This window comes from Marivita geojedonensis (genome assembly GCF_002115805.1).
Taxonomy (GTDB): domain Bacteria; phylum Pseudomonadota; class Alphaproteobacteria; order Rhodobacterales; family Rhodobacteraceae; genus Marivita; species Marivita geojedonensis.
This window is the reverse complement of sequence record NZ_JFKC01000011.1, coordinates 87,350-108,102: the sequence shown is the minus strand read 5'-3', so window position 1 is coordinate 108,102 and position 20,753 is coordinate 87,350. Positions and strand designations below refer to the sequence as shown.

The 20,753-nt window shown below is 56.7% G+C and carries 13 protein-coding genes; 1 reads left to right on the top strand and 12 read right to left on the bottom strand.

The genetic code is table 11. From position 1 onward, the window contains the following. The 12 genes from MGEO_RS12480 to MGEO_RS12425 all read right to left on the bottom strand — a co-directional run. Positions 1 to 5,891 (bottom strand): type I polyketide synthase (locus tag MGEO_RS12480; protein ID WP_085638091.1); only part of this gene is annotated, 5,891 nt, incomplete at its 3' end. Between the two features lie 107 nt (positions 5,892 to 5,998). Beyond that, positions 5,999 to 7,306, bottom strand: coding sequence for an oligosaccharide flippase family protein (locus MGEO_RS12475; protein ID WP_233139878.1), 1,308 nt, complete (start codon positions 7,304 to 7,306; stop codon positions 5,999 to 6,001). 50 nt (positions 7,307 to 7,356) lie between these two features. Beyond that, positions 7,357 to 8,229, bottom strand: coding sequence for a glycosyltransferase (locus tag MGEO_RS12470; RefSeq protein WP_085638088.1), 873 nt, complete (start codon positions 8,227 to 8,229; stop codon positions 7,357 to 7,359). Between the two features lie 108 nt (positions 8,230 to 8,337). Continuing rightward, positions 8,338 to 9,990: a hypothetical protein gene (locus tag MGEO_RS12465; protein WP_085638085.1), complete on the bottom strand. Its 1,653-nt coding sequence runs from the start codon at positions 9,988 to 9,990 to the stop codon at positions 8,338 to 8,340. An 81-nt stretch (positions 9,991 to 10,071) separates the two neighbouring features. Next, positions 10,072 to 11,748 (bottom strand): hypothetical protein, encoded by a 1,677-nt coding sequence (locus tag MGEO_RS12460; RefSeq protein ID WP_233139876.1) that lies wholly within the window; start codon positions 11,746 to 11,748, stop codon positions 10,072 to 10,074. Positions 11,749 to 11,782: 34 nt separating this feature from the next. Continuing rightward, complete coding sequence (gene motA, locus MGEO_RS12455) at positions 11,783 to 12,649, bottom strand: flagellar motor stator protein MotA (RefSeq protein WP_085638079.1); 867 nt, start codon at positions 12,647 to 12,649, stop codon at positions 11,783 to 11,785. A gap of 33 nt (positions 12,650 to 12,682) precedes the next feature. Continuing rightward, positions 12,683 to 13,783 carry a flagellar basal body P-ring protein FlgI gene (locus MGEO_RS12450; protein ID WP_085638076.1) on the bottom strand — a complete coding sequence of 367 codons (1,101 nt, stop codon included), beginning with the start codon at positions 13,781 to 13,783 and terminating at the stop codon, positions 12,683 to 12,685. Further along, complete coding sequence (locus tag MGEO_RS12445; protein ID WP_085638073.1) at positions 13,780 to 14,775, bottom strand: flagellin; 996 nt, start codon at positions 14,773 to 14,775, stop codon at positions 13,780 to 13,782. Before MGEO_RS12445 ends, MGEO_RS12450 begins: the two co-directional genes overlap by 4 nt. A gap of 10 nt (positions 14,776 to 14,785) precedes the next feature. After that, a complete protein-coding gene (gene flgK, locus MGEO_RS12440) occupies positions 14,786 to 16,234 on the bottom strand; it encodes a flagellar hook-associated protein FlgK (RefSeq protein ID WP_085638070.1) in 1,449 nt (482 codons plus the stop codon). A gap of 27 nt (positions 16,235 to 16,261) precedes the next feature. Beyond that, the gene (locus tag MGEO_RS12435; protein ID WP_085638067.1) at positions 16,262 to 17,563 is read right to left on the bottom strand and encodes a flagellar hook protein FlgE; all 1,302 of its coding nucleotides are present in this window, start codon (positions 17,561 to 17,563) and stop codon (positions 16,262 to 16,264) included. A 101-nt stretch (positions 17,564 to 17,664) separates the two neighbouring features. Beyond that, positions 17,665 to 18,477 carry an OmpA/MotB family protein gene (locus MGEO_RS12430; RefSeq protein ID WP_085638064.1) on the bottom strand — a complete coding sequence of 271 codons (813 nt, stop codon included), beginning with the start codon at positions 18,475 to 18,477 and terminating at the stop codon, positions 17,665 to 17,667. A 91-nt stretch (positions 18,478 to 18,568) separates the two neighbouring features. Next, a complete protein-coding gene (locus MGEO_RS12425) occupies positions 18,569 to 19,810 on the bottom strand; it encodes an NAD(P)/FAD-dependent oxidoreductase (RefSeq protein WP_085638061.1) in 1,242 nt (413 codons plus the stop codon). A gap of 167 nt (positions 19,811 to 19,977) precedes the next feature. On the opposite strand from MGEO_RS12425, the gene MGEO_RS12420 reads away from it, so the two are divergent. Beyond that, positions 19,978 to 20,751 carry an SdiA-regulated/phytase-like domain-containing protein gene (locus tag MGEO_RS12420; protein WP_085638059.1) on the top strand — a complete coding sequence of 258 codons (774 nt, stop codon included), beginning with the start codon at positions 19,978 to 19,980 and terminating at the stop codon, positions 20,749 to 20,751. Positions 20,752 to 20,753 lie beyond the last annotated feature (2 nt).

Below are 20,753 nucleotides of genomic sequence, written 5' to 3'. Positions count from 1 at the left end.
GCCGTGATCCCGCCACCGGAGAAACCGCCGATGAGGTAAGGGCCGGCTGGCTGCACCTGCTTCATCTCGGCTATGTAATCACGCGCGGCATCCTTGATCGAACTGTGCGGTTCTTCATCCCCATACAGCCCGCGGGCCTGCAGACCATAGAAGGGGCGGTCATTGCCAAGAAGCTGGGCAAGATGCCGAAGGTTGAGCACGTTTCCGAACATCCCGGCGACAAGGAAGAAAGGCGTCTGGGAGCCACCTTCCCCATCATGCATGGCAACAAGATGCTTGAACCGCCGTTTGCTACGTTTCGGCTTCTGCTCCTGCACTGTCTCAGAAGCGGATTGGCCAGTGCGCTCCTGGATGAGGGCGGCGCAGGCACGGATTGTGGGCGCTTCGAACAGTATCGAGATCGGGAAATCCACCGCGTAGGTTTTGCGGACTTTCGCAAAGAGGCGTACCGCGATCAGAGAATGCCCCCCAAGGTCAAAGAAACTGTCTTCAACGCCAACGTTCTGCACGCCCAGAAGGTCTTCCCAGATTCCAACAAGTGTCCGTTCAATTTCGGTTTCCGGCGCAACATATTCGCCATCCAGTTGCGGGCGGTCAAACTTCTGGGATTCCCCACCCGTGTCATTCGTCATGCCGGCCTGCTCGATCAAAGCATCCATGTCGAGCGATGAGACATATATCTGGGGCATCGATTGAGTCAGAGCCCGCACGAATGCCTCTGCGCCATCTTCGGGTGGTATGCCTTGCGACAAGTTGTGCTGGAACCGTTCTTCCGCCACCGTAAGGGGTTGTGAGGACTTACTGAAATCCGCTGGCTCGAACTCTGATTTGCTCACCTTGATCGGAGCCGAGAGACTGGAAGTATCGTCAAGCCGCTTGATCGAGAAACCTTCGATTTCCGTACAAACCGTGCCGTCGGGCATAGCCAGCGTGATATCGAAAGATGCAGTTTGATCCTGATTTCGATTGTCCGACGCAGAGCGTACCCAGCTTACGATCCGCTCAGGCAAGCGGTGGTACACCCTCACGCTGTCATAAGAGACGGGCACCCACAGCCTGTCGGCGCTGTACCCGTCGATAAGCTCCATTGCCCAGCCCGTCGCGATATCGAGCAGCGCCGGGTGGTAATGCCAGCCTTCATCGTCGAGTGCAGCCTGACCGAGCGAAAGGTCGGCGATACCCTCTCCGGTCCCATAGGCGCAGCTGTCCAAGACCTTCCAGCGTGGCCCGAATGACAACTGCCTTTCCTGCGCTGCATCGAGTTTGCCGCCATCTCCTGCCATCAGGGCGGGACCGCAGCTGGCACGAATGGACGCGATATCGAGCGGTTTCGGTTCCACTTCAGGTATGAGCGACAGGTCTGCGGACACGATCGGGACAAAACCTGCGCGCCCGTCAAGCACGCAGCTGCCCAGAACATCCATGTGATAGCCATCATCGCGACGCATCAGCCGTAACCTGATGTCGCGGTGCGCGTCATCAGCAACGTTCAGCGGACGCAGGAACGTCATATCCTGAATGGCAAAGCAATCGGTTTCCCCTTGGCCGCGCAAAGCCTGCGCCGCAAGTGTCAGGTACCCCGCACCAGGGAAAAGTGCCTCTCCGTTCTTGAGACGGTGTTCATCAATAAACCAGTCTTCAGTGGAATAGCGCGCTTCGAACAACCTGTGCCCAGCTGGGTCAAAGCCTGCCTTGTGCAACAACGGAAGATCGATTTCGTCAAAAGGCTTTACCTCGGTATCCCCCACGCGTTGGGCCATCGCGTCGGCTGCCATTCCCACTTCGGACCAGATGCCCCAGTTTATCGCAACAACCTTGGTGTGACCGCCTATGCGCGACAACGCAAAAGCATTCAGGTAATCATTGGCAGCGACATAGTCGATCTGACCCGCAGGTGCGGTCTGTGTGGAGGAAGAGGCGAAAACCGCGATGAAATCGGTCGACCCGTCCGCGAACAACTGATCAAGAACCTTTGTGCCATGAATTTTGGCTGAAAAGACCCTCTCGACCGATGCTGTGGATTTCGCCAGCAGCGGTGAGTCATCCATGACACCGGCCGCATGGATAACACCGTCGATCCGTGTGTTCTGCGCAAGGCTGTCGTCCACAACCGTCGTCATGTCTGCAAGGTTGCACACATCCGCCGCATAAGTTCGGACGGTCGCGCCCAGCGCTTCAAGCTCCTGCACGGCTCGAATTCGCCTGACTTGCTTGTCCTGTGGAGCGTGATGCCTGAGGAACCGGTCCCAGAGCGCTCGCTCCGGCATCGGATCGCGTGCCGTCAGGATAAGTGTGCACTTCTGAGCAGCCAGAGAGCGCGCAACTGTCTGGCCGATCCCACCGAAGCCTCCGGTGATCAGATATGTTCCACCGGGGTGAATGGGCGTGTCCGACTGCGCGTCAAGGGCAGTTTTCTGCAGGCTTTGCTCATACCTGCGTCCATCCCGAAGGGCGGCAATCGTAGATGACGGCCGGGCAATCAAGTCTTCCAGAACGAGGTCTGCCAGATCATCGCATGCAGAGGAATAGACCTTTTGGCTTGCCCCCTTCAGAAAGACGCTCTTCTTCGGGGCGTCGGGCAACACAAGATCCACTGAGGCAACGGACAGCCCCGGTATCTCACGCGGGATCACGCGGACGGGCCCAGACAGAATGGCTTTCTCAGGGGACTTAAGCACCTCATCGCCCATCGCTGCTGCGCCGTTTGTGAATACAGTTATCTGCGTCGGTTTGGGAAGCGTGTCATCAGCTATGGCTTGCGCGATGAACAACAGCGAATAGAATCCGTGCTCCTGAATCCGGTGGAAAAAGCTCGACCCGGGGCGGTGGCTTTGATCCTTGGTGACCGCCCAGAAATGCGCGATGCGGCTTGGCACGAGGCCGCGTGCCAGCATGTCCCGGAAGAGAAGATCGTACCCCTCGCGCCCGCGTTCTGGTGCAAGGACGTAAGTGCTTTCGTCAAGCCGCGCAAAGCTGTCGCCCGGCCAGACCTCGATCACCGCATGTCCGACATCACGCAGTTTTCTGACAGCGCGGGACGCCACGCCGGCATCGTCCATAAAGAAGAGCCAGCTTTGCTTTTCGGCCTTGTGAAGTTCCCTGCGCGCATCAACAGGTGATGCTGCATATTGCGGCTTCCAAACGGGCGTCCACGCCCAATTTTCAATGCCGTCTATCCGTGTGAGATAGTCCGTTACGGATTGTGCCTGCGGCTTGCCAGGCTCAATGAAATAGCGAGATCGCTGAAACGCGTAGGTCGGCAATGGAACGCGACTGCGCTTCGCGTCACCCCAGATCTGCTCCCAGTCGAAATTCCCGCCAAGGGCCCAGAAGCGTCCAAGCACCTCAAGCATGTGGCGATCATCTTCGATCTCTTCCTCGGGGTGTCGGAGGCTCGACAGAACCTGGTTAGCCGAAATCCCTTCGGATTGGCGGGCCAGTGCAGAGAGCGCTTTTCCCGGTCCCACCTCCAAAAAGATACGGTTGGCTTTCTCAGACAGAGTTTCAAGGCATCGCGCGAAGTGAACCGTCCCCCGCAAATGTGACACCCAATAGTCCGGGCTGGTCGCTTGTTCATTTGTCATGAACAGGCCCGTCCGGTTGGAGGTGATCGGGATCTTCGGTGGGTTGAGCGGGATAGATGCGAGGTAATTCCGGAACCTGTCCAGTATTGGCTCAAGCATTCGAGAATGTGCCGCGATGTCGATGGGAATACGCTGGAAATCAATCTCGCGGCGTTTCAGGTCTTCTTCGAGATCCAGAAGCGCACCGCTTTGCCCGGATGCAACGCTGAGACCGGGGCTGTTGATGGCACCAAGGTCAAGCTCATCGCCAAGTAAAGGCTCCAAATCCCGCGCCGGCAGAGCAACCGAGATCATCCCGCCCTTCTCAACCGTGTCGAACAGAGTTCCGCGCAAATGCACGAGTCCGATGCAATCCTCGAACGACATCACACCCGCAACACAGGCGGCCGTGTTCTCTCCCATCGAATGGCCGCACAGAGCGGCAGGTTCGATGCCCCAACTCATCCAAAGCTGCGCCAGCGCATATTCGACGATCATGATCAGCGGCAGCTGAAGGGAGGGCTGCCGCAATGCTGCATTCGCCTGCGGCTCTTTTCCGGCTTCCGGCAACCACAGCGCACGGATATCGCGCTGTTCCAAAGTCTGGAGATGGGCAAGCCCGCGGTCCATCCATTCGGCAAAGACCGGTTCGGTTTCGTAGAGATCCCGAGCCATGCCCGCGTACTGCGCGCCGCCGCCCGGAAACAGGAATACCGTATCGGGCTTCGAAAGTGCCTGATGCGTGTGAACCCTTCGCGTGTCGTTCTGTTCGATCAACCTTGCTGCATCGAGGTGATCAGACGCCACGATCACACGGCGTTTCTCGAATGCCTTGCGACCTTCTTTCAGAGTCCATGCCACATCAGCCAGTGATTGATCCCGATTGGCCCGCAGGTGCGCTGCGAGCTTGGCAGCATTCTCATCCAGCGCCGCTATTGTACGACCCGAAATTGTGAGGATCTGAAATGGCCAGTCGCTCTCCTCAGACAGTTGAGCGGGTGGTGCTTCCTGAAGAACCACATGCGCGTTCGTCCCACCGACGCCCAGTGAATTGACGCCCGCGCGGCGCGGGTGATCCGAGGCCGCCCAGTCCGTCAGGCGGTCATTGACCCGAAACGGAGAAGTTTCGAAATCAATGGTCGGGTTCGGTTTCTCAAACCCAAGGCTGGGGGGCATCTGGCGGTGGTGCAGCGCCATTGACGCCTTGATCAGGCTCGCCACGCCAGCGGCAGTGTCCAAGTGTCCGATATTCGTCTTGACCGATCCGATCCGGCAATGACCAACCCTGTCGCTTGTAGCGTGAAACGCCTGCGTCAGCGCCGCGACCTCAATCGGATCCCCAAGATAGGTGCCTGTACCGTGGCACTCGACATAGTCGATGCTGTCCGCCGTCACGCCGGCGATGGCATGTGCTTCGGCAATCGCCTCTGATTGGCCCTCGACTGAGGGGGCAAGGTACCCGGCTTTGGCCGCCCCATCGTTGTTGACTGCACTTCCCTTGATAACAGCCCAGATATGGTCGCCATCTTCAAGCGCATCGGACAGGCGACGCAAGACCACGACACCTGCACCCGAGCCAAACACGGTTCCCTGCGCGCGGTGATCAAATGCATGACACTGACCGTCAGGGGACAGAATTTCGTTTTCCTTGTAGAGATACCCCTGCCCCTGTGGCAGTTCGATGGTGACGCCTCCTGCAAGCGCCATATCACATTCGCCATTCAGGAGTGACTGACAGGCATAATGCGTCGCAACAAGAGAGGTCGAACACGCGGTTTGAACGTTCACCGAGGGGCCATCCAGATCGAAGATATGGCTCACTCGTGTGGTCAGAAAATCCTTGTCGTTTCCGGTATGCCGCAGCAGGAACATCCCGGTCCCTTCGACCAGATCCGGGTTGGAACAAAGATTGAAGTAGAAATAGCTGCCCATGCCGCAGCCGCCGAACACACCTATGCGCCCGTCATGGCGGTCCGGTGTGTGTCCGGCATTTTCCAGTGCTTCCCATGCACATTCGAGGAACTGTCGGTGCTGCGGATCCATGATGGCCGCATCCTTGGGGGACAAACCAAAAAACTCGGCATCGAACTGATCGAAGCCATCCAGAGGTGCCGCAAACGGGACATAGTCGCGGTGACGCAACAGGCCGGGTGACACACCTGCCTCAACCAGCTCATCCTCGGTCAGACGCCGGATTGATGACACGCCCTCCCGAAGATTTCGCCAGTATTCCGCCAGCGATGCCGCGCCCGGAAGATGAGCCGACATACCGACAATGGCAATGTCGCCCTCTGCCGCCGAATATGCTTCGGTTGCCTGGTTGATCATGGTCGCACCTTGTTCCCCAAAACCTGAGTAACGCAGAAATATGAAAAAACTTAGGCACTGGTGACGGACAATCAGACACTACAATTCAGGCCAGCCCTCACAAAGCCTCAGAGGCTGGCCAGATTGGCAATCGCGTTCGCATTGACCCAAAGCGCAAGAGCCGCAGCTACGGCGCCAACAAGCGCATACACCCCATCATGCTTGGGGTCCCACGCTCCGACGTGCCGCGCCATCCAGACGACAAACGGATACGCCGCCAGCCCCGCGACCCCCTGCCCAATCAATGCACCGAAGAGCCCGCCCACAGACAGGCCGAGAAATAGGCAGCCGAACGTCAGGATCGCACGCGCGGCTGACAGTACGAAAAACCGCCGCGAATCCCCGGCAGCCAGGGCCGCCTGTTCGTAGGTCATAACGATGATATGAGGGATCTGCATCGCTGCGATCAAAACCACAACGGGACCCGCCATGGCATAACGGGGATCATACAGCAGATCGATCAGAACCACACCGGCCACCGAAACGGCCCCGGTCAGGGCAATCATGGCTGCGGTCAACAGAAAGCGCATCTTCTGAAGTTTCGCAAAGTTCTCGGCGCTCGCGGATGGTGGACGTTCGCGATACACGGGGATCAACACCTTCCGTGTCATCACTCCGCCCATCAGCAACGGAAAGCTCGCCAGGAAAAATCCGATGTTGTAGATGCCGAACAGATCTAGTGCGAGGTATTTCCCAAGCAGAAGCTTGTCACCTTGCATGTAAAGAAACCCGCAGATCGTACTCAGAAAGATCCACTTCCCGAACCCGATCAGTTCGCCCGCTGCTTCCCTTTCCCAATGGAACCGGTTCCGTTCTCCAGGCAGGAAGAGATTGTAGAGCACAAGCAGGATGACGGCAGACGCGATACCACTGATGACCAGCGCCCAAACGGTATGCAGAATCCAAGCCAGAATTACGGCTACGACGATGCCCGAAGCCTGCGCGGTCAGGTCCAGAACGGTCAAACGCCCCAATAGCAAATGGCGATTGGCGGTATCCATCCGTGTCGGATTGAAACCCGCAACCAAGAGGCTGATCCCGGCACAGGGCAAAATCCAGGCGAGCAAGGGCTCTCCGTAGAGAGCCGAGACAGGAATTGCAATCACACACGCGAACAGCCAGAGAAGAACGCCGCGCATGACCTGAATCGTCCATGCGGTATCAAGGAACTTCTGATCATCTCCGCGTTTGGACTGCATGATCGCCGGACTGACCCCGACATCGGAGAACATGGCCAGGCCCTGCATGATCACGGCAACGAGCGCCATAAGACCGAAGGCTTCTGGAAACAGCAGGCGCGTCAGGATCAGGTTCGACGCAAGGCGCAGCACTTGCCCCATGCCATACCCACCCAGCGTGAATATCGAACTTCGCATGAAGCGCGCGTTAAGAGATCCACCCCGAAATCTTGAAACCAGTGCTTCCATCACCGGCCGCGGCTCCATTCCGTGCTCCCGGTCTCAGTGAGTTTCACTGCAAGTGCCACACCGGAATAAACCGCGAATCCAAGCGGATCCCGCAGGGCCAGTTTCGCTTTTTCCAGAGTTGAAAAGTCGGGTTTGTCATCGTTGCGCACGAGGTCAGGAAACCTGTCTCTGATCTCATCAACTCCGGCATTTTGCCGTCTGCGCACCCTGACAAGGTTGCCCCATCCTTCAACAAGCGGCCAGGTGTAGGATGCACTGACGCCGACCCGCTCGTCCGGGCGAAAGCTCAGGCGCACAAAGGTATCGTCTGAGATAATATCGGGGAACGAGCCCCACCGCATCCGACCAGCTGCATTGACGGCGAACAGACCTGCACCGGGAACGCCATGCTTCATGAAAGGCACTTTTGAATAAATCCGGGAATAGGCTCGTGTTGCCCACGTCCGCGCTCTGGCCAATTCCAGAGTTCCGCTTGCATAGCGGGGGTTCGGAGTGTTCAGAGCTTTGAACAGATCATCCAGAAGCGGGCGGGAAACCTCTACGTCGGCGTCGAGATACACGCGGATACCTGCGCGCGCGACCTGATCACCCGCGTTCAAAGCTCCGAGCTTGCCCCCTTCCTCGCGATCAAGAACGCGCAGGTCGAGTCCTTTTGCAGCAAAGGCGTCCTGCCAGGACAATGCGGCGTCTGTTGTTCGGTCACGACTTCCGTTGGAAATCACTATGGTTTCAAAGTGGCGGTCCTGCTTCCACGTGCTGTCCAACACAGCACGCAAACAGCTGCCGATCAGATCCTCTTCGTTAGAGGCTGGTATCAAAACGCTCAGGACCGGCAGTGTTCCTGTTGTATCCGCTTGGACATCAGACGGCATAGATCGATATTTCCCGTGGATGCAGCACAGCTGCAGGCATCGCGCCCGGTTCGCATAAAATCATGTCAAATTTATGGATAGGGGAAAACCGCCTTGCTTTTGACTCAGTCAGTCCGGTGCAGCAGCGGTCAGTGCGTCCCATCGTGGCGTTGAGTCACCGAGATAGCGTAATGCGCCCCAACTGCCCCACTGGCTCGGCGGGGCGACATCGACAAAGGCATTGAATGGGCTTTCCGTGAAAGCACTCCAACGCGTAAGAGCATGCCGGTACAGTTCAACCATATCTTGCGTGTAGTTGAAGAAGGTCAGGAAAGAGACGAGCCGCTCATCACCGAGTCCGTCACCTACCGGTGCAGCATGTGTCCCACCCTCATACATCACAAGGTCGAGTCCCGCCGCTCGTGCCGCTTCCGCATGGTAAGGCCAAAGCGTTTCGGTCAACTCGCGGAGCGAGCCACTGCGCACGATTTCCGCTGCGGCGCCGGCAGCCCCATCAAAGCGTGAGCGTTTCACGAACTCGCGTAAAGCAACACGGGACAGACCCTCGGCGACCCCCGCCTCTCTCGCCCTGTTCTCTGCGGCCTCCAAGAGCGGAGTGATCGTTTCAGGCTCTCCAAGCTCATATCCGAAATATCCGGTCACGGCATATGCATCAAACCCCTCAGCAGGCGGATACCCAAGGGCATCGATTGCCTTTTCTCCATACAGGATTGCCTGCTCCAGTTCCGGCCAGCCTGTATGGACGCCAATCACGCGAACAAGACGCGATTCCGCGTCGACGCCAAAAACATCGGTCCAGATGCCCATAACCTCGGCAGCGCGCAGGCCATAGAATTGCATCCAGCCATCGCCGATATCGCCCCATCGCTCTCCGGCCTGCTGCTGAGCCCAGCGGGACTGCTCGAACAGGAAATTCCAGACTTCGTTGGAATACTCCACAAAGACTTGACGTTCCGGTTCAACGGTTTGCTTAACGGTCTCAGCAAACTGCGCAACCAATGCATCATTTGCGAGGTGCGGGATCGTAAACCAAGGATCCGCGTCTAGTTCGTTTGCCAAAGACACCATCACATTCAAGGGCACGCCGCGCCACGCATACGAAAAATCCGTGTCTCTTGGCAGGTCGTCCCAATCCTGCGTTAAAGAGTCGTTCGTGTTCATCCAATCCATGAACCTGACCAAGGTCGTTGCATCATGGATGGCGAGCCAATCCGGATTGAACAGAGCTCCTTTGGCAAAAAACTCCAGTTGGTCTTCCCTGACGACTCGGATGTTCCGGATCGGATCATTCGGATCAATACGGGAAATCGCGATCCCGACCGCCCCAGGACCGGGTGTGTAGGAAAAGACGCGTTGGCCCTTGCTGCGGGAAACGACGCGCCCTCGTCCAGTCACCTGAAGGTCACCTTCTCCGTCGAACAACACATGGTAACGACCTGACAGATGGGTAGCCTCGGGCGGCTGATCCGTGAGGATCAGGGTTTCGATTTTCTCGACGTCCAAAGGAACGGCTCGCGGCCATCCCGACGAATCCAAATGGCCTTCGGTCAAGAGATCTTCAAAACTCTTGCCACCCCATTGCCCCGGCAAATGACCAATCCAGGGGCGGGCGGTCTTCATGATGTCCAGAAATGGATGCTGGGTCGACCAGTCGGAAACCCCGTTAAGCCCGAACGCGAGGCCAACAGTTGCCCGCTCCTGCGACACTGCTGTCAACGGAGTCCAAATCAGCAGCACCAACAGGATCGCAAAACGGTTCACGACGCTGCCCTTCGAACAATTGCAAGGACGGCAAACGCCTTAGGGTTTGAATGGTTCGCGTAAGTCACCTGAGTAAACCTGCTAACGTTCCTGTTGGGTAAATCTTGCACGCCAAGACTGCCGAACCGCCTGTGCATTCTCAAGCTGTTCCTGCGCAACTGCAACCGTTTGGCGGCCGGTGTGGAGCATATCGACTTCTGAAACAGACAGCGTAGACTCTTCTGTCGAACGCGTGTCATTGGGCTTGAGCTTTGGCGCAGCTTCGCTGTCCACAACGCTTTTGAGATCCGGCACGAACCCTTCCACCTTCAGCCGGGCCTCAATGCGGCGTAGATCCGAGTGTTCCGGCCTTGGCCGCAGTTTTGGAACTTCAGTCAACGCAATCTGAAGAAAAGTAATGCTGTCCGCCTGTTCAACGAGTCGATCAACAAACTCACCGACGGCTGACTTTCGCTCTTTCTTTGTCAATCCGGTTGTTGAATTCAGCTCCTCCAATGCATCGAAGAACCGCTGATGTGACAGATATGCGGAAAAGGACGCGTGCCAGCTCTGCGTCGCCAGCTCTGTTCCCCGCATTTCAAGGCTCAGCGCTGCAAGACCATCTGGATCAGTATTTTTGCCAACAATTTCAATCTCGGTTGAAATACGCTCGGTGAGTTCCAATTCGACATGGCGATGCACGGCCAAGTCCCGGTGAAGAGCCGACGAAATGTCATCGAGTATCGGCGCAACGCGCGGATACAGGCCAATTTGGAAACCGACAGGCAATTCGTCAAAAACGCGGGCGAGAGTCAGCTTCTCCTCGTTCGTGACATCCGGTAGATCCCTTCGTGCTGCGGACAGCAGATCGGACAGGGCGTTACATTGCGGTATCAACGCAACATCAGTCGAATCCGAAACAAGAACCGCGCGCAGGAAAGCGTGCAAACCTTCGAGATGCCGCGTGTCCAACGATGCGCGCAGAGCTGCGGCTCTCGCTTCTGCAAATTGCCCATTCGTCAGAAACGACAGGATCATTTCCTGATGCGCATCGCTTGTCTCGTCACTCAAAGCTTCAACTGCCAACGTTGCAAATAAACCAGCCTCTTTGCCTTTTGCATGTTGCGTGACATTGCTCCAAACCGCGTCAAACCAGAAGCACTGGTTGCTATTGTCCGCCCCAATTGCCGGGTTTTCGACAGGCTGAGGAACATGGCCCAAACTCTCGTCTCGATTCTGACCGGTGGCCAGATCGAAAAACCCTTGGATCGCTGAAGCCTGACCGATCTGGGCCGCGATCTGTTTCGACACTCGACCTACCATTGCAGAATCCAACGGTATCTCCTCCGCAGATTTGACAGCGAAGCGAATGCCCCATGGTTCAGGCAGCAAAGCGGGTTTCTCCGGCAGGATCGGCAGTATTACGGGCCGGTGTGAAGGCGAAGGCGCTGCTGCGGGTACGTCCAGAATATCGATTATGATCAACCGACCTGACTCGGTCTTCAGCTGGACATCGCATTCGCAATCCAGATCAAGGCTCAATCCATCTCCTTTGCGCGAAAGCCCCGCAACGCGGCCTGCGCTCAGACGTTTGAACATCAGACTCAAATCGAGACGGTCAATACGCGGCGAAACATCCAAGATGTACTGTCCATCTTTGGTCAGACGATGGTGGACGGTCTCCACTTCATCTTGGGTCGAAATGGTCAATCGGGTGAAACCGTCATGTTCGCCTCCGCGCACAACACCGGTGTTGGCAATCGCGGGAAGTGCCAGCACCAAAACGAAGAACGACGCAAGTATTGCAGCGTGTCTATGCATGGTTTTTCAATGACCGAAGCGCATCATCAAGCTCCGAAAAACCGGGACGGAAATGGTGCGGAATGCTTTGCCTGGCGACTTCGAGACAAATCTTGGGTGGGTGCTGGTGCAAATGAGACACCAGCACCTCTTTGATCGCACGGTAGAAATTGATGTCGTCATCGACAGCCGCCTTGACCTTCGAGGCAAATGGAGCAACCAGACAATAGGCGAGGAAAACGCCAAGAAACGTTCCCACCAGCGCTCCACCGATCAACTTGCCCAACACCTTAGGCGGTTGATCAATCGATCCCATCGTCTTGATCACGCCGAGGACCGCAGCGACGATGCCCAGCGCGGGTAGGCCGTCTGCAATTGATTGCAGTCCATGAACCGAGTGTTCCCGGTGATGCCTGGTCTCGTCGATCTTTTTATCAAGAAGCTCTTCGACCTGCATCGGATCGTCATAGTTCATAGACGCCGAACGAAGCGTGTCACAGATGATGTCGAGCGCTGCGTGATCCTTTAGAATTCTGGGAAACTGAGTAAAAATTTCGGACTCTTCCGGGTTGTCGATATGAGCCTCAAGTCCAACAGGGTTCTTCCGCGCGACACTGATGAGTTGATACAAAACCTGGAGAAGCTGATTATAGTCCTCAGCTTTCCACTCGCTACCTTTGAACACCTTCAGAGTATCTTTGCCGGTCTGTTTGAGTGAATCGAAGGAATTCCCCACCGCAAAGGCACCGACCGCAGCCCCGCCGATCATCATCAGTTCGAATGGCAACGATTTCAAAATGATGCCGAGCTTTCCTCCGGCAAGCAAGTATCCGCCGAAGACCATAACGAAAGTGAAGGCGATTCCAGCCAAAGCAATCATGAATTACGGTTCCTATGTCTTTTGGATACGTCGTCACATCACGACAAATTCGGCATGCAAAGCGCCAGCTGCCTTGATCGTTTTGAGAATGTCGATGAGATCATTTGGCGTGATGCCAAGCGCATTCAGACCCGTGATCACATCCGTCAGCGTTGTACCGCCGGGGACTTCTGCAAGCGACGCAGAGGGCGCATTCTCGATCCGCGCATCTGTCCGCGGAACAACCAGCGTTTCGCCTTCTGCAAACGGATTGGGTTGCACGACGATGGGTTGCTCCTGAACCGTTAGGGTCAGATTGCCCTTGGACACCGCAACGCGGGATACACGCACATTTTCGCTGATCACTATGGTTCCGGATCGCTGATCGACGACGACCCGGGCCAAAGTGTCTGGTTCGATTCTCAGATTTTCGACCTGTGCCAGAAAATGCGCAGGCGACTGCTGGCGGGATTGAGCGAGATCGACATGAACGGTGCCCGAATCCGTCATGCGGGCTATGGGCGCTCCGGCCGCCACGTTTATCGCCCGCTCAACCCTGTACGCCGTCGAAAAATCCGGGCTCTTGAGAGCGAGTTTCAGGTTCTGCAATTCTCCGAATTCGAACGCGACCTCCCGCTCGACAACAGCACCGGATGGAATGCTGCCAGCAGTTGGAACACCCTGGACGGTCTTCGCGGCTTCGCCCTCCGCAACGACGCCCCCGGCAATAATTGATCCCTGAGCGACGGCGTAGATTTGACCATCGGCTGCGTTGAGCGGCGTCATGACCAGCGTCCCACCACGCAGGCTTGATGCATCGCCGATGGCCGACACGGTGACATCAATGCGGCTTCCCGCCCTGGCGAACGGTTGCAATTGCCCCGTGACGATCACTGCTGCGACGTTCTTCGCCCGGAACTGCTCTCCCGTCACATTGACGCCAAGACGCTCCAGAATGTTGGACATCATGTCTTCTGTGAATGGAGAGTTTCGCAAACCATCCCCCGTTCCGTCCAACCCGACGACCAGCCCGTAGCCCACGAGATCGTTACCGCGTACGCCCTCGAAATCGGCAAGATCTTTCAAGCGAACCCCTTGGGCCAGCGCCAATGCCGGGCAAAGCAACAGCCAGATGGCAATGATTACCGGTCTCATCTCAGATACTCCGCCAATGACGTTCGGCTCTGCCGCGCGGCAATTCTGTAAAACACGTCAAGCTGTTGTTGCGCCGCTTCGAATTCAGCCGCTGCCTCAAACTGATCAACCCCGATCAGAGACAGGCGGTCCAACTCTATGCGCGTAATGTCAGCCTCAGTTGCGCTGGCTGCATCGGCGATACGGGCTTCCGTCAATCCAAGACTGGCCCGTTCCTCCGTCAGCCATTGATCGCCCTGAAGAAGATCTGCGCGTCCTGCCTCAAGAATCTGAGACTGTTCGGGCAGGGACAAACCGGCGCTTTCTGCCAAAGCCGTCTTCGCCAACGCCCTCAGCACGCCGCGAGGGGTTTCACCATCCGCGCGCAAAGCAAACACCGCAGTGGTTTCGCTGCTCAGGGGCAAGGTCATGAAACCATCCGTCGACCCCTGATATACCGCGTCAAATGATCCGGAGAGCGCATCGAACCAAGCATCGACTCCTGCCAACACATCAGCCGCAGACGACGCCCCGGCAAGATCTGTTCGGATCATATCGAGAAAAACCGCTCCGTCTGGCAGTGGTTTGGTTTGTGTTGCAGAACCAGAAAAAAGATACCGTCCTGCGATCGAGGAATTGAGCGCGTTAACCGTATCGACAAAAACACGCGAGGCATCCAACGACAGTGCTTGAATTTGTGACGAATTCTGAAGCTGAGGTACAATTGCCAGGTCATTGGCCAGATCGACAGATTGTTCCTGAATACGCTCCAGAGTTGCTTGGCTGGCCCCTGCAAGTACCGCCGCTTCTGATATCCCGCGTTGGTGCTGGACGAGGAGTGACGATTTCCTCTCTAGCAGAGTTATCGCAAGTGTCGCGCCACCGAGGTGACGCGCCTTGTCGGCTGCCAGACCTGTCGTTGCCGATTCCGCTGCGGAGTCCGCCTGATTACGCAAGTCGGTCTGCAAGCGGCTGGCCAGCATGTAAGACGCAAGATCACCAATGGCACGCATATCTCAATCCTCAAATCCTAAGAAGTTCTGACAGCATGTCGTCGACCACCTGGACAACACGCGCATTGGCGGCATACGCCTTTTCAAGCTCGATCAGTTTTTGCAGTTCCTGGTCTGTATTGACACCGTCCGACGCAATGGACTCGCGCAGAGCGTCAAGCTGATCTGACGACAATGAAAATGCCTCTTGCGACTGGACACGCTGCGCAGCTTGATGCGCTGACAGGTCCTGCACATGCGCGACAAGGGATCGTGCCATTGTCCCCAGAGACGCAGACCCCGGCGGTATTGCAGCAGAGATCTGCTGATGGAGTGCCAGCAACAGAACGGAATTCCCTGCATCCCCTTCAAAGGTCGCACCAAGACCATCCCGCCATTTCCAGAGATCGTTGCTTTCCGAAGCCAAATCGACATTCAGTTCAATTCGGCCCGAGAGTCCCGTTTCATTCGCTACCGTGAAGACACCACCATTATCAGTGAATACGCCCAAGTCCGACGGCGCGAGAGTCGAATCCGGACCTCCAAAGCCAAACCGTTCGATCACGTCGCGAGCAATGGCATCCAGTTGCGCCTGCGCATCCGATCCAGTGATATCGCGCAGGACAAACTGCGCCTCAAGCGAACCACCGTTCATCATGCCTGATCCGGGAATATCGATGCCTGCTCCGTTGATCTGCAGTCTTGAAAGAAGACCATTTCCGACGGTCATGTGCGGCAACACCGTTGACGGTGTTTCGAAGGATAGCGACACCGCGTTCTCGTCGAGCAGCGTTCGGCCCTGCGCAGTGAATACCGCGATGGTTCCGCTGTCACGCTCGACAACATGCAGAGGGACAAATTCGGAGAGCCGGTCGAGTATCATATCCCGATTGTCCATGAGGCTATGAGTGTCCTGCCCCAGATGGCGCGCGGTCATTATCTGAGTGTTCAGCTTTTCCAACCGTTCGAGACCGGAATTGATCTCCAAAACGGAGGATGCAATCTGCTGGTCTGCTCGAGTGCGCAGTTGATCGATGCCACCGCTCGCGGAGCGGAGGGCGGATGCCAGCCCATCCGCGGCGTCAGACAGGTTTTGAAGACGTGTGGTCGATGAAGGATCGGAAGCCGCAGACAAAAGCGCGGTTTCGAACCTCGTCAGCTTGTCGGCAATCGAACCAAGAGTGTCGGCGCTTCCTATGATCCGTTCCAGTTCGGCCTTAAAGGCGGCAAACGCACCGCTGGCAGAGTGATCGGCAAGCGCCATCCGTTTCTGAAAGGCGAGGACCGGATCCGAATAGCGACTGATCTGTGCGACGCGAACCCCCCCGGAAGAGTGGTTCGGGTCGGTGGTCAGTTGAAGCTCACGTCGACCGTAACTTTCGTTCAGAGCATTGGCGATATTTGCCGAGACCACTGTCGTTCCACGTGCGTTTGAGGTCAGTCCGCTCATCGCGTTGGAAAGCGCACCTGAAAGGCTCATGGTTGTACCCTCCTTCAGTTACTGGATTCAGCGTTTGATGTTTGTTGCTTCCTGCAACATCTCGTCCACCGTCTGAATGACTTTCGCATTCGACGAATACGCGCGCTGTGTGCGGATCAGTTCGGTCAACTCATTTGCGATGTCAGTTGCGGATTCCTCGAGAGCGAAGGACAGAATGTCTCCGGTCGATCCATTGCCCGCATCCCATAGGAAGAAGCTGCCGCTTTCGGGGGTCGGCATGTAGAGCTGACTGCCCGCGGAGGCCATGCCGTTCGGGTTTGGGATATCGACCAGCGGCACCTGATACAGCGTGCGTGTTGTTCCAGTATCATAGAAGGCATTTACCAGCCCCGTTTCATCCACCTCGACTGACGTGACTTTGCCCACTGGGGCACCGTCCCGACTGATGTTGAAGGACGCAAATATATCTGAGAGCTGAGACAGGCCTTCGTTCAACCCAATTCGCCCAATGTTTATATCGATCGGACCGCTGGGTGCTGTAATCGTCAGGATGCCGGTGCCAGGGTCGTACGGCCCGCCGGTTACATCTGTGACGTTCAGCAACGTCCCCCCGAGTGTTCGCGCATCATCGAATTCAAGATCATATTGACCGATGACCGTGCCCGGATCAGCGCTGTCCACGATCTCAAGTGACCATTGGTTGGATGTTCCAGTTGCTGGGACAACCGGCGTAAAGGTGAACTCAAGCGTCTCGGCGCGGCCAAGGTTATCATAGTATTCGACTGATTGGGTCAGCGGGTCGCCCAGCGCACCCGCTTCGGTTTCCGTTGCAGGAAGGTTGATCCCCAGTTCAATTCGGGTCGTCGGTTCGCCGCTGAACTGGTTCACATTGATACGTACCGGTTCCAGTGCTTCGCTCGTTGCCCGCGGATAATTGGGGATGCTGCCATCAAGATTTGCAGGCCAGCCAAGCAGCATCTGACCGGATGCAGTACGGAGATAACCATTGGCATCGGTTCGGAACGAACCCGTGGTCGTCAGAAACATCTGTGGCGTTTCCGACCCTGCCAGAACCTCTATCGCCTGTGCCACCGGGAGAAAACCACGGCCGCTGACAGCCAGATCGGTCGAGTTGGACGTGGTCGTGATCGCGCTGTCCTGATCGATATAGCGCTGCGTCGTGGTGCGAACGCCCCCCGCCGTGTAGGTGCCCCCGCCAGACGTGACGACCATGGAATGGAAATTGGCCTCCACCCGTTTGTAGCCAGGGGTCTGTGAGTTGGCGATATTGTCGGAGATTGTAGCCAGTCGGGTCGCGTTGGATGCGAGGCCGACAACGCCTGCACTAAGGGAAGAGGATATCGACATGAAACGCCTTTCTGGTGTGGTGGCTCTTTGCCCCCACACCTTTGAGGCGGCCGATTTAACGGCAGCCTAACGCTTAAAAATCGAATTACTTCTCTCTGCGATCAGTAGCGGAGATAAATCAGCTCTATCCGATTGTTGCGCGGCGCCATCGGATTATCGACCGCAGGTTCGCGGTCGCCATAAGCCGTCACACGCCGCAGACGATCCTGTGGAAGGCCGTATTCGACCAGCAGATCAGAGACCACAAAGGCACGTTCCGCCGACCAATCCCAAACGGGATCATCCAGACGGACAACGGGAACCTTTGCGACATGACCCTCGATCGCAATTCTGTTCGACAAGAGCTTGCTGACTTCTTGGACCGCATAAGCGATTTCATGCATGAGCTTCGTGGGCTCCGCGCCGTCGGTGAACAGAGGCACATCCGGCATATCGAAGAATTCAAGAACCAGTCCTTCGTCAGTCACCCGCGTGACGACATGCCTGAGCCAGCGGTCCTCCAGCAGGCTTTCGCCTCCAAGGCCAAGCAAGACATCTTGAACCTCCTTGAACGCGTCGGACTGCGCATTGTCCGCCGATTTATCCGCTGCATCACCAGTCGTGTCCTGCAGTGAGCTTGCTCCAACACCCATTCGGGGGAGCACATCCGCAGCAAATATGCTTTCCCCCATCATCATCCCGTCCGACCCGCTGGACAGACGGCTGATCGGGGCGGTTGGGCTGAAATAATCCGCAATGCCTTTGCGTTGCTTCTCCGTGGTCGCATTCAACAGCCACATCAGCATAAAAAATGCCATCATGGCCGTGACAAAGTCCGCATAGGCCACTTTCCAGGCACCGCCATGGTGACCGCCGCCCGCGATCACTTTCTTACGCTTGATGATAACTGGCGCGACATTTCTGTCGGTCGCCATGCCCTACTCTCCTTACGCCCCGCATTGGGAGTAGCAGCAGTGTGTTAAGCATAGCTTAACGCCCAAGAAATCGAGCGACTGAGTGACGATGCTACAAGCCGAACCGGTGAGGAGAAAACGGTGCGAGATCCTGATTGCTTGGCTGATCAGATATCAACCCGGCAACGAGACGTCCTGTTTTCGGACCTGCGGTCAGGCCAACATGCTGATGCCCAAATGCGGTATAGACACCTGTATTCCGCACTTCGCCGATCAACGGCAGACTGTCTGTTGTGGCCGGGCGGTGGCCCATCCATGTTTCCTCGCCATCAAACTCCAAATCCGGAAAGGCGGATTTGATCTTACGTCGCAACAGCGCAAACGGGGCCTCGGATGGACCTGCTTCCAAGCCTCCTAACTCGACGATCCCGGCGCAGCGCAAGCCAGCCTTCATCGGGGTCGCAACAAATTTGCCAGAGGTGATCATCGACGGCGTCCGCGGCCCGCCAGACGCGTTTTTCATGACGATGTGATATCCCCTTTCAGATTCCAGCGGAATGCTCAAACCCAGTCGGGTCATCAGCTGCTTTGACCATGCGCCCGAAGCCACCACCGCCGCGTCGCAATCAAATGGCCCCTGTGTCGTGACCACGCGAGGGCGGGATGGGTCACTGGTTTCGATGTCTTCGACACTTGCCTGAACAATCCGTCCGCCCATCGCTTCGAAGTCGCTGGCCAAGGCTGCAACGTAACCTCCGGGGTCAATGACAAATCCGTGGTCCTTCACCACCGCAAGACACCTGATCGCTGAACCGAAACACGGATCGTAGTCCTGCACATCCGGTCCTTCGATCAGGGTCGGTGGGAACCCATACTGGCGCTTGAGGTCCCACGCATAGCGGTCATCCTCAAACTCAACGCGCGACCCATAGGCATAAACATAATCGCTTTTTGTAAGGAACTCGCGGGCCTTCAACCCGTCTGTCAGAGCGAAATGCTGAGCAACCGTATCTGCGGTAATCTCGGTCAAACTCGCCGCAATTCTCTTGGTGTCCCTGTCATTTGCATGTTTGAGATACCGAACCAGCCAGGGCGCAATCCGCGGCAGATAAGACCAACGCACAAACAGTGGTGAATCCGGATCAAGCACCATCTTCGGAGCTTTGGTGATCAGACCCGGCGTTGTCACAGGCACCATTGCAGAAGCCGCCAATAGCCCTGCATTCCCATAGGACGCCGCTTGCCCAGGTCGATCTCGATCAACAATCGTCACATCCTGACCAAAGCGCCTGAGCCAGATTGCAGTCGAGACCCCTACAATTCCGGCCCCAATGACGATGACGTGTTTCTGCATCACGAATGCTCCGATGGTGCCACTCTCAACTGCGGTTGCTGCAGAGCATGACACCGTTTTTCGTGTAGGAACAAGGTGGGCAGAACGCAGCACATGATGAAATCGCGAAGCTTTGCTTGAATTCCGGTGCACGCAGAACAGGTCATATCCAACAAGAGGAGATCGACATGCGGGAAGGACTGATCGGAACCGTTGTGGCGCTTGCAACCGGCATCGCGCTGCCTGCCGGAGCCGAGATATTTCACCGCGAAACCATACAGAATTTCCGCGCCGTCAGTATCGCCTACGATGCATTGGTCTGCGGAATCTGGGTTGCCAACGAAAGCCACGAAATTGTTCTTCTGTCCACGTTCGGCAAAGAGCTGAGACGGATTGAAACCGATATGGGCATGGTCCGCAGTCTGACGGTCGAGGAGAGCGGACTGCTCATTGCCAGCGGCTGGGGCGAGTTCCGCAGACTGGATCGCGACGGACGCCCGATCGATACGCCATTCAGACTCAGCGAAACGCTCTACGATACCGAAGGCCTGCACCGGGATGCAGATGGAAGCTTCCTTGCCGTCGAGGACGATCCATCCCGGCTGATGCGCATTGCGCCTGATGGTACGATACTCATGGAACTCTTCGGCGACAGTTTTGATCCGCCCATGACCGAACCCCAAGGCATCACACGTGATCCGTATTCGGGAAATATTCTGGTGGTCGATGACAACGAAGGTTTGAACAGTCTGTTCGAACTTGCGCCGAATGGTAGGGTGCTGTCAGTATCTCCTTTGTCGCAATACGGCTTCGATGCCGAAGGGGTCGCGCTGCAACCCGAGACGGGGACGCTCTATGTCGGCTTCGACGGTGGGCAGGCACTTGCGATCTTCGACTGGGTGCCGACGGAAATCACCATCGACACGCCCTTGGAGCGCGGCCCTGACTGCGCTTATTCCTGAAA